The following is an 11533-nucleotide window of genomic DNA, read 5'->3' on the forward strand; positions in this document are numbered from 1 at the left end:
ATTAGTCCGAATTTCTCCGGGTTATTCCCCTGTTATAGGTAGGTTGCATACGCGTTACTCACCCGTGCGCCGGTCGCCATCAAAGTATTGCTACCCTATGCTGCCCCTCGACTTGCATGTGTTAGGCCTATCGCTAGCGTTCATCCTGAGCCAGGATCAAACTCTTCTTTGTATATTCTTTTTTTAAACCTTTTGATCCTGTTCAAGCTTTCTTTACTATTGGGTAATAGTAATTGACGGTAGCACCTTTTTTAACTATCTCTAGCTTTTTTCCGGATATTTAATTTAATAAAAACCCAAATTGTGTACTACACTCTATAATGTTGTTATTTCAGTTCCTTCAAAGATCGCTCTTCCGCCCTACGCAAAACACCCTTCTTTAAACGTGCCCTTTAGTGGTAAAGCGGGTGCAAAAGTAGAAAACAATTCCTTACACTCCAAACTTTATGAAACCTTTTTTTGAAATATTTTTTAGACAAACATTGTAAAATCAAAGTATACACCTAGAATACAACATGTTGTTAAAACCAGAACAAACAAGCCCCATAAAAAGCATAAAATTTACCGACCTATACCGAACTCATAAGTAAGTTTCAAAGCCAATCCATGATATGTAGGTTTGATCGCCACTCTTTTATCGGGTTCCACATCAGACCATTCATAATACGTCGCCTTTTGCAATGAATAAACAAGTCCAATATTCCATGCACTACGTCCTTGCTTTGCAATACTTACCCCGAAGGAAGTACTAAAATAAAAACCTTTTCCCATAGCACCCGAATATCCGACCTTTATATCCCAAAAAGGAGTAGTATTGTCATCCAGAAAATTAATACGTGGATTGATAAAGATGGGCAGAGATGAATCCTTTTTATTTAAAGTCATAGTATAACTTGTTCCCGCACCTACATAAAAAATCGGATTAAACTGATAGCCTATAGATGTTCCATATTCGAACCGGTGATTCTTTGTTTTACCAATACCATGTATATAAGCATAATCAAGAAAAACCCGGAATCCTTTTATTTCCCGATTCCATACCTTCTCCCTCCGCTTGGGTCTTGGGACGCTAAAAGGGTCAAAATATTCATCCGGACTTGCAGCCCGGGCACCATCGATTATCACAGGCTGGTCAACCATCACAGGCATCGATATATTACCTCCCGGTTGTTGAACTTGCCTGAGAATATCCTCATGCGGTGATTGTTCCGGGGTTAAACTTTGTGTAGGATTTGAAGGCATGCCGACAACGCCTCCGGTCATCGGTTGCGGCTGTCCTTTCCTCTTCGAATCAGGGCTTCCCTCTATATAACTTTGTAAATCTGTCTTCGATAATCCTCCATCAGCCTTCTCTAAACTTCCTTCCTCTATTTTTTTCACATCCCCTTGTTGATATATCACTATATTTTCTTTCTGCGAAATACTATCTGTGATTTTTACACTTATAGTTCCGAATTGCTGTTTCACAAGTTTTCCTTTTATCGTCTTACCATTTTTCAAATATATAATATCCAGTTTCTCCACCTTGACCGAATCCTGAGAATAAACTAAACAGATGCCATAAATGAAAAATGATAAGAAAATTGTTATCCTATGCATAGTAACAGACTTTTTCAGTTGATTAATACAGTAATAAATATAACGTAACCTGAGAAGAAATCAAAATGGTTTTAACTATTATACGATAAAATCAATACAATTATTATCTCAGGTCAGAAAAAATATCATTTTATAAAAATCAAAATAAATAGATTTGATTATAATTAATATCTTTGCTGGTCTGAAATATATAGATAAAGTTTTTTTACTTCTATAATATATAATAGTTAAATAATACATCAATATATACTTTGATTTGCTTATAATACAACATTATACATGAAAACGTCTCTTTTATCAAAAATCACAATCCCGGCTATTGCTTTATTAGTATCATTTGCATCATGCAAAGACAAGAAGCCTCAATTTACTATTGAGGGAAAAATAAGTAATGCCGACACAACTACACTATATCTGGAGAAAAGATCTCTTACCGAAACAACTATAATTGATTCTGTGAAATTAGATAAAGATGGTAATTTCAAATTCACAGAGGTAAATGTTGGTTATCCTGAATTTTATTTACTAAAGCTAAACGGACAAACAATCAACCTGGCAGTAGACTCAATAGAGACTATTACCGTAAATGCACCGAAAGAAACATTTGCCCTGGATTACACTGTTGATGGCTCTAGTGGTTCGGCTAAAATAAAAGACATAGTTCTGGCTCAAAACAAGCTAAGCCAAACCTTCTCCGAACTGAAAAAGAAATTTGAAAGTAAAGAAATATCACAAGATGAATATATTGCGGCTGTACAAGATGGAGTGAATGAGTACAAAACCAAGGCTAAAGACCTTATATATTCCGATTATAAAAGTTTAGCGGCTTATTTTGCGCTTTTCCAAAAAGTGGATAACTATTTGATTTTCGACCCATACAACAAAAAAGACATAACTGCATTCCAAGCTGTAGCTACAGTATGGGATACACAATATCCGACGTCTCCCCGCACAGCCAATCTGAAAAATTTCACTCTATCTGCTCTGGCTGAAATTCGCAAAATAGCTGGTCAGGAAGAAGCGATAAACAAAATCGCAACATCGGAAGTTACAGACCATGCTACATATTATAATATAACCTTACCTGATAGGCATAACAAGAATATAAGTCTTTCCTCGTTGCAAGGAAAAGTAGTCATACTGGACTTTACAGCATATCAAACAGACTTTTCCCCGGCGCATAACATCCTGCTCAATAAGGCTTATGAAAAGCATAAGGGAAATATTGAAGTATATCAGGTTTCATTCGACACTGATGTGCATGCCTGGCAAAACAGTGCTGTAAACCTTCCTTGGATTTGCGTAAGAGACGACAAGTCATTGGCTTCCGATTTACTGACAAAGTATAACATTCAGGGATTCCCAACTACTTTCATTATCAATAAAAAAGGAGAGATCGTAAAAAGGGTATTATCCACGGATGATTTATCTTCTGAAGTTCAAAAATTATTATAAAAGTTCTCTAAATATTTTGACGGTATAAAAATTATACCTTATCTTTGCTTGTAATAGATTGAAAAAAGGAAAAGGAGTTCTGGCCTATACGGCAAGGATTCTTTTTCTTTTTGTCGCTTTAAAAAATCAAATGAAATAATAGTCACTAACTAATTTAACTTTAATTACCATGGCTATCACTTACATGACCGAAGACGGTTACAAAAAGTTGAAAGAAGAAATCAGCGCTCTGGAGAGCGAAAGGCCGGCTATCTCGAAACAAATAGCTGAAGCCCGTGATAAAGGCGATCTGTCGGAAAATGCCGAATACGATGCAGCCAAAGAAGCTCAGGGATTGCTTGAGGCAAAAATAGCCCAGATGAAAAATCTGTTGGCAAACGCCCGTATAATAAACGAAGAGGCGATAGGGATCGATGTAGTACAGATACTAAACAAGGTAACTATACGTAACACAAAGAACAATCAGCAGATGACATATACCCTTGTAGCTGAAAGTGAGGCAAACCTGAAAGAAAACAAGATTGCAGTAAGCACTCCTGTTGCACAGGGCCTTATGGGCAAAAAAGTGGGTGATGTCGCCGAAATAAAAGTTCCTTCGGGAATGATGAGTTTCGAAATCGTAAACATCTCTATCTAACAGCTGATGGCTAGTATCTTTAGTAGAATAGCAGCCGGTGAGATACCTTCTTACAAGGTGGCAGAGGATGAGAAATTCTTTGCCTTCCTTGATATAAATCCTATGGCTAAAGGTCACACTCTGGTCATTCCTAAACAGGAGGTGGATTATATCTTCGATTTGGACGATGCAGCCATAGGCGAGATGAATATCTTTGCCAAGAAAGTTGCCAAGGCCATCGAAAAGGCTGTTCCATGCCAACGCATCGGCCTAATGGTTATAGGAATGGAAGTTCCTCATGCACATATACACCTGATTCCGATAAATAAGGAATCGGACATGCTGCTATCCAATCCCAGAGTAAAGCTGGAGCAAGCTGAATTCGAAGAGATTGCCCGGACGATTAGAGAAAATATCTGATAAGATTTATTTCAAAATAGGAAGGGCAGGAATCATAAGGTTTCTGCCCTATTTGTTATGTCTTATTTCTTACTATATCTCTTTATCCAATCGAGCAAGAGCAAACAACCGGGACCTCCCACTCCCCCGTGATCAAAGCCCTGTACTTCGTACATGGTCACATCTTTATTTCCAAATGACTTCAGGATAGCTTCCATATGCAGGTTCTCTTCATAGCGCGCTGTCATTTCCAGATTACGGTCTCCCGAAATTAATAAAATAGGAGGAATGCCTGCCCGTGCCTGATTCAATGGTGCATAAGCATCAACTATAGGAAGGTTTTGAGGTATCCCCCGTTCTTTCCTTATCGTGTAATGCGTATTAGTCTGGCCACTGATAGGCACCAGCCCCTTTATCTTATCCGCATCAATTCCGTACTTTTCAAGATAACTCTTATCCAGTCCGACCATAAGAGTAAGATAGCCCCCGGCAGAATGCCCCGATACATAAATATCACCTATACTACCGCCATACGAAGCGATGTTCCTGAAAACCCAGGCAACCGAAGCGGCAGCATCCTCTATATACGCAGGATTTGTAGCTTTCGGGCTAAGGCGGTAATTGACTGCCACTACCGCGATACCTTTTTTCTTCAGTTCGTTCGGGATATGCTTTTCCCCGCCTTCAAGGCCTCCGCCATGAAACCAGACCACCACAGGAAAATCTTTCTTATCCACGGGATAGTATATATCCAGTTTACAACGCTCCTTACGGTATGCATCCGTTTCGGCAGCGCCGGTATAAGGTATATCCCTTTTCAGTTCATATGTATTCTGCGCAGTTATGGTCAAAGCACAGAAAAGGAAGATTATGATCAAACTTTTTTTCATATAGTTTATATAATAATTTAAGATTAGAAATTTATAGGTAACAAAGGTAACACATTTTACAGTTAGCAGTCAACAACTCGTATCTTGTCTACTCGTAACTTCCCCAAAAAGTAACAAAGGTAACACATTTTACCCAATTCTATATTGTCACCTTTTCTTTTGTTTTCCATCTCCCAAAATATCAAAGAACTCATCTATATAAAAACAAATGCTTGTTTAGATATAGATAAACTTTGAGAGATTTTATAAACATCCAACTCTATAAATAATCCTATTAGCGTAGTTTATCTTACTACTCCACCCCCCAATACCTTATATAAGCCTACCATTGAGGATAATTCATTCAGGATAGCAGTATTAAGGGCTATCTCGGCATCGAAGAACTGACGTTGTGCATCCAGCAGGTCAATATAGCTGATAACGCCGTTTACATACTGCAATTTAGCCAGTTCATGGTACGATTTAGCCGAGTTGTACAATGCCTCCTGCGAACGATATACTTCTTTCATCTTATTAAAAGTCACAATGGAATTATTCACTTCTTTAAATGCTTCCAGAACAGACTTCTCGTAAGTATATACTTCTTGTTCATAAGCGGCCTTTGCGGCATTATGCGCCGCTTTATTTTTTCCCATATTGAATATTGGACCTGTAAGAACGCCGGAAATAAACCATGTAGGGCTTTTTAGAAAATTAGACAACTCATCGTTCTCTCCGCCCAAACGCCCTGTTAAGTTCAGAGATGGAAACATCTCCGTATAAGCAATACCTACACGAGCATTCGTCTCTATTAGCTTTTGTTCTGCCTGTATCATATCCGGACGCCGCTTCAGGAGGGATGAAGGCATATCCACAGGCAGGCTTTGAGGAATTAACTGATGATTTATATCGCCTCCTACCCTCGGTATAGAGCCGGATGGAAATTCTCCGACCAGAACAAACAAATCGTTCTCTTTCAGCTTTATTTCATTTTCCAGATTAGGGATCAGTGTTTCGGTACGTGCAAGTTCCACCAGACTCTGCCGGTATGGTATTTCCGATGTCAGACCTCCCTCGTACCGCAATTTGGCAAAGCGGACACCCTCGCGGCGGGCTTCCAACGTTTGTTTTACTATTTCCAATTCACGGTCAAGCGCTTTCAGTTCAAAATAAGATTGGGCTACCTGTGCCACAATGGTCAGGTGCAGGGCTCTTTGCGCCTCCACTGTCTGCATATAAGCGGCCACGCCCGCATCATTTGCCCAACGGAGTTTGCCCCAGACATCCAACTCCCACGATACGTTCAGGTTTGCCCGCAGTTCAGGAGTATATTTACTGTTGTCTCCTCCATAGTTCAGATGTTCTTTTTGTCCGGCAAGTTCACCTCCAATCTCAGGAAATAAATTTGCAAAAGAGATACGTTTTTTGGCAGCCATTTCTTTTATACGGGCCACAGCAACAAGCATATCTTTATTATGGCCGAGAGCCTTGGTAATCAATCCCTGCAAAACGGTATCGGAGTATAGCGTACTCCAGCCGATATCAGATGCATCGCCAGTAGCCATACTTCCGGCATCAAAAGCCTTAGGCATATTCATCTCCGGCTGCTCATACTTCTGGCCTATCTTACAGGACGACAACAAAATAACAGAAATAATCAATATATATTTGGGTTTACTCATTTTCATTCCTTTTTATCAGCTTTTTAATTTTCAAGAACTTAGGGAATTTCAATTCAGGAATTCTTAGTTTTTCTTTAAATTTATAAACTAACACAAAGAAAAACGGCACCAGAATTATACCAAATGTAATAGCTATAATCATACCGAAAAACACACCTGTACCAATCGAATGCCTGCTTGCAGACCCCGGACCGGAAGCTATCACCATAGGCAGCATACCCAGTACAAAAGCCAGCGACGTCATCAGAATAGGACGGAAACGCAGTTTCGCTGCCTGCATAGCTGCAAATATCGGCTGCATACCTGAATCCACCTGCTCTTTCGCAAATTCGACTATCAATATCGCATTTTTAGCGGCAAGACCGATAAGAGCTACGAGTCCTATCTGAAAATAAATATCATTGTCGAGCCCTAAAGCCCATATCCCTAAAAATGCACCCAATGCCGCAATAGGCAGGGACAGCAAGACTGAAATAGGTACCGTCCAGCTTTCGTACAAAGCGGCAAGGAAAAGGAATACGAAAAGAAATACCAGTCCCAGCACGATCCCTGTCTGCCCGCTGGCTTTCTGTTCCTGAAACGATAATCCGCTCCATGCCACGCCTATATTTTCAGGCAAATGTTCTTTCGCTATACGCTGTATTTCATGCATAACCTGCCCGGAACTGTGCCCGGCCGAGGGTGTCACCTGCATAGATGCAGATGTATACATGTTGAATCGGGTGATATTACCCGGACCTGTGGTATAGCTTGTCTTCCCTAATGCAGTAAGAGGAACCATATCACCCGTCTTGGTCTTTACAAAGAACAGGTTTATATCGTTAGCCGTAGCCCTGTACGATTGATCGGCCTGTATATAAACTTTATATATACGGTTAAACATATTAAAGTCGTTCACATACACCGAACCCAGATAAGCCTTCATTGTAGAAAAGATATCCGACATAGGTACTCCCAGCAACATGGCCTGATCCCTGTCCACATCGAAATACAACTGAGGAATTTCAGATTGTAAGGAGGATGACACATTCGATATTAGCTTCGATTTCTCCGCATAATACATAAATGTATCTGTAGCCGACACCAGATCATCCCATTGTGCATCGGATTTTGCCTGTAGCTTCATTTCCACCCCTCCGGCAGACCCTAACCCGGGGATAACAGGAGGACGGGAGACAAACGACCTGATCTCCGGATAATTATAAAACTCTTTCTGTACATCGCGCATGACCTCATCTACGCCTTTTTTCCTTTCCTTCCACGATTTCAGAATTACGGTCAGCGTGGTGCGCCCCTGATTTGTTCCTACCCGGGGGCTGGAACCTGTTACATTTTGCACATACTCCACATCGTCGAGGGAGTCAACGTATCCGATAGCCCTGTCGGTAACAGTACGCATACGCTCCAAAGTAGTTCCTTCAGGCATTTCAAGCTCTACTGTAAAATAACCCTGATCTTCCTGCGGTATGAAACTGGTAGGAACAACCTTATTCAGCACAAATATAAAAACCATTACCATCCCGAAGCCCGCTAAAACACGGCGGGGATTACTGATAACCTTCATCAGTATATTTGCATATTTACTATTCCCTGTAGCTAACCAGTTATTTATCTTACGGAAAACAACATTCTTCTTTTTACCTTCCTCCTCGGGACGCAAGATTAAAGCACACATGGCAGGACTTAATGTTAGTGCAACCACTGCCGATATCAATACAGAAACAACTATTGTTACCGAAAACTGCCTGTAAAGAGAACCTGTAATACCATCGAGAAAACTAACAGGAACAAATACGGCTGCCAATACCAGAGACGTCGCAATCAGCGCTCCCGCCAACTGGTTCATCGCCAGATGCGTTGCCTCCCTCGCTCCTATCTTCTTTTCCGCCATAATCCGCTCCACATTCTCCACAACCACAATCGCATCATCGACAACAATACCGATAGACAGTACCAACCCTAACAGGGTCAGCATATTCAGGGAGAAACCCATTGCCAACATAAAACCGAATGTACCTATCAGGGATATCGGTACAGCGACAATAGGGATGATAGAGGCACGCCAGTTTTGTAACGAAAGGAACACAACTATAATAACAAGCGCCAAAGCCTCAAATAACGTTTTATATACTTCATGGATAGACTCCCCGATATACTCCGTCATATCGAAAGGAATCAGATAATCGAGCCCTTCGGGGAAGTCTTGTTTTATCTGTACCATAGCTTCTTTTACCTCTTCGGCCACTTGCATGGCATTGGCGCCCGGAAGCATATATATGCTCAGCATGGTGGCATATTTCCCGTTCAGTCCGCTTTCGGTACTATAAGATGATGCCTCAAGAGAAACCCTTGCTACATCACGCATACGAATAAATGATCCGTCATTATTCGCCCTCACCACAATATCTTCAAACTGGCTGACTGTAGACAAACGCCCTTGCGCTGTAATAGGCATTGCCACATCGACATTTACAATGGGTTGCTTACCCAATTCTCCTGCCGCCGACTCCCTGTTCTGGTCTTTCAATGCATCCTGCAAATCTTTTATCGTCAAGCCGAAACTTGCCAACCGGTCGGGATATACCCATATCTGCATACCGTAATAACGGCTGCCGACATTGGATACACGCCCCACTCCGGGGATACGCCTGATCACATCCAGTATATTTATTGTGGCATAATTACTCAGGTATATCTCATCATATTTGGGGTCATCCGAAGTCAGAGCAATGGTCAATAACTGCCCCGGCGCCTGCTTCTCTACTGTGATACCACTTTGTAATACCTCAGCAGGCAAGCGGCTCTCGGCCAGTTTTACCCTGTTTTGTATCTCAACCGCCGCAAGGTCTGCATTTGTGCTTACATCGAATGTTACAGTAATAGATAATCCTCCCGAGTTGGAACTACTCGACTCCATGTAGATCATACCCGGAGTACCATTCAATTCCTGTTCTATAGGGGTGGCCACAGCCTGCGACACAGTTGTGGCATTCGCCCCCGGATAAGATGCTCCTATCTTTACCACCGGAGGCGTTATCTGCGGATATTGCTCTATCGGCAATAAAACTAAACCTATAATACCGATTATAACAATCAATAAAGAAAGTACGGTAGATAAAACAGGCCTTTCTATAAAAAATCCGGGCTTCATTATTTATCCTCCTTCTTCGTTTCTTTATTTTTTTCCTGATCTATGATTTTTTGCTCTTCTTCCTTTGTACGGGGAATTGCTTTCTGACCATGTACAAGTTTCTGATAACCTTCAACTACAATATTTTCGCCTGCCGAAAGCCCACGTGTAACTACTATTTTGTTATCCTGTTCAGGTCCGGTTTCGACATATCTCTTTTCTATTATACTATCAGGGCGTACAACAAATATAAAAGCACCGCCCTTTTCTATCGAAATTGCTTTCCGGGGAACAACTACTACATTTTCCAAGACATCGAGTAATAGTTTAACCCGTGTAAATTGTCCGGGAAGAAGCACCTGGTTAGGATTCGGTAATTCGGCACGCACGCCGAAAGTGCCGGTCTTCGGGTCCACTTGGGGTGATGCAAAGTCAACAACACCTTTTTCATTATAGACCGAATTATCTGCCAGTGTTACGATAACGGTGGGCTGCCACGAACGGGTAGTATCCAGTTCTCCGAGATGCACGTTTCTTCTCTGGCTACGCAGATAATCCAGTGATGTAAGTTTAAAATCGACAAGTACCGTATCGCGTTTAACAACGGTTGCCAGCAACGATTTTGAATTGCCTACCAGTGTCCCTATATCCACATATCGTTCACTTATATAGCCGGACAATGGCGAGCGAACTACAGTATAGCTAAGCTGTAGCTCAGCCTGTTCCAAATCAGCCTTGCTCATCGCCACATCGGCCTTAGCCATATTCAATGCCGCTACTGCATTATCCAAATCGAGACGGCTGGCCGCATTCTGATTATATAACGGTTCTATACGCTTGAGGTCGCTCTCGGCTTTCAATTCCTGAGCCTCATCCCTTTTTAGTTGAGCTTTTGCTTTTTCTACTCTGGCCTTGTAAGGTTTATCATTAATGTAGAACAATGGTTCGTTTGCCTTTACTTCTTTCCCTTCACTGAAAGTCATTTTTTCAAGAAAACCTTCCACCCTTGCATGTATCTCTACATTGCGGGAAGCCCTTATTAATCCTACATATTCTCCATAAATTTCGATATTGTCTGTTGCTACAGGCTCTACTTCGACAATAGGGGGATCAACTGATGCCTTTTTACACGCACTCAATAATAGTGTACAGAGTAAAGTTGCGGCTAAAGTACGTCTAATATTATTCATATATAATGTGTTGCAGCACACCTGTTAATGGGTATGCGATTTTTATCTTTCATCATTTATAAAGCACAATGCCAGATATCGCCTGTATGAAAATGCGAGACATTTCATTTTAGTAAAGAACACTTTCTACAGATGAATTGTTTACAGTATAAACAGCCCTAAAATATGCGCAAATTTATAGAATATTGATTAAACTTTAACTTAATCATTTAATAAATAGTATGAATCGCAGCCTTAAAAGACTCTAAAATTCAATAATAAATAGATATTACACACGTGCAATCGTTTGCATAACAAAAAGGTAACATTTACATATTCTTTTAAGTCAAAACAAGATAGGACTTCTCATATTTGTATTGTGAATAAAAGATAACCATGAAACAAAATGATTATTTCTATCCATTTAATTTAATCAGATCAAATTGAAATATACACTGGTGAAACAAAAAACTCTTTTGATACTTATACAGATAAAATCTCAAAACAGAACAATTTTATCTTCCGGTTTTCTTACTGAAAATTTGGAAGTTATCTCTGTTTTGTTAGAGAGAGAGAGAGAGAGAGAGAGAGAGAGAGAGAGAGAGAGAGAGAGA

General features: G+C 40.6%; 8 protein-coding genes and 1 rRNA gene. 3 read left to right on the top strand and 6 right to left on the bottom strand.

Translation table 11 applies throughout. The annotated features are described in order from the left end of the window. Positions 1–172: ribosomal RNA gene (locus HMPREF9455_RS10105) — 16S ribosomal RNA — on the bottom strand; the annotation flags it as partial. A 389-nt stretch (positions 173–561) separates the two neighbouring features. Further along, positions 562–1599 (bottom strand): hypothetical protein, encoded by a 1038-nt coding sequence (locus tag HMPREF9455_RS10110; RefSeq protein WP_006799585.1) that lies wholly within the window; start codon positions 1597–1599, stop codon positions 562–564. A gap of 279 nt (positions 1600–1878) precedes the next feature. Between HMPREF9455_RS10110 and HMPREF9455_RS10115 the strand changes: the two genes are divergently transcribed. The 3 genes from HMPREF9455_RS10115 (at position 1879) to HMPREF9455_RS10125 (ending at position 4090) form a co-directional block, all read left to right on the top strand. Next, the gene (locus tag HMPREF9455_RS10115; protein ID WP_006799586.1) at positions 1879–3054 is read left to right on the top strand and encodes a TlpA disulfide reductase family protein; all 1176 of its coding nucleotides are present in this window, start codon (positions 1879–1881) and stop codon (positions 3052–3054) included. A gap of 169 nt (positions 3055–3223) precedes the next feature. Beyond that, positions 3224–3691, top strand: coding sequence for a transcription elongation factor GreA (gene greA, locus HMPREF9455_RS10120; protein ID WP_006799587.1), 468 nt, complete (start codon positions 3224–3226; stop codon positions 3689–3691). A gap of 6 nt (positions 3692–3697) precedes the next feature. After that, positions 3698–4090 carry an HIT family protein gene (locus tag HMPREF9455_RS10125; protein WP_006799588.1) on the top strand — a complete coding sequence of 131 codons (393 nt, stop codon included), beginning with the start codon at positions 3698–3700 and terminating at the stop codon, positions 4088–4090. A gap of 62 nt (positions 4091–4152) precedes the next feature. On the opposite strand, the gene HMPREF9455_RS10130 is transcribed toward HMPREF9455_RS10125, so the two are convergent. The 4 genes from HMPREF9455_RS10130 to HMPREF9455_RS10145 all read right to left on the bottom strand — a co-directional run bounded on the left by HMPREF9455_RS10130 (position 4153) and on the right by HMPREF9455_RS10145 (position 10940). Next, entirely contained in the window at positions 4153–4959 is an 807-nt protein-coding gene (locus HMPREF9455_RS10130) for an alpha/beta hydrolase (RefSeq protein WP_006799589.1), read from the bottom strand. A 284-nt stretch (positions 4960–5243) separates the two neighbouring features. Continuing rightward, the gene (locus tag HMPREF9455_RS10135) at positions 5244–6620 is read right to left on the bottom strand and encodes an efflux transporter outer membrane subunit (RefSeq protein WP_006799590.1); all 1377 of its coding nucleotides are present in this window, start codon (positions 6618–6620) and stop codon (positions 5244–5246) included. Beyond that, positions 6613–9771, bottom strand: a complete 3159-nt coding sequence (locus HMPREF9455_RS10140; protein WP_006799591.1) for an efflux RND transporter permease subunit — start codon at positions 9769–9771, stop codon at positions 6613–6615. The genes HMPREF9455_RS10135 and HMPREF9455_RS10140 overlap by 8 nt, the downstream gene beginning before the upstream one ends. Next, positions 9771–10940 carry an efflux RND transporter periplasmic adaptor subunit gene (locus tag HMPREF9455_RS10145; RefSeq protein ID WP_006799592.1) on the bottom strand — a complete coding sequence of 390 codons (1170 nt, stop codon included), beginning with the start codon at positions 10938–10940 and terminating at the stop codon, positions 9771–9773. Before HMPREF9455_RS10145 ends, HMPREF9455_RS10140 begins: the two co-directional genes overlap by 1 nt. Between the last annotated feature and the right edge of the window lie 593 nt (positions 10941–11533).

Source organism: Dysgonomonas gadei ATCC BAA-286 (assembly GCF_000213555.1).
Taxonomy (GTDB): domain Bacteria; phylum Bacteroidota; class Bacteroidia; order Bacteroidales; family Dysgonomonadaceae; genus Dysgonomonas; species Dysgonomonas gadei.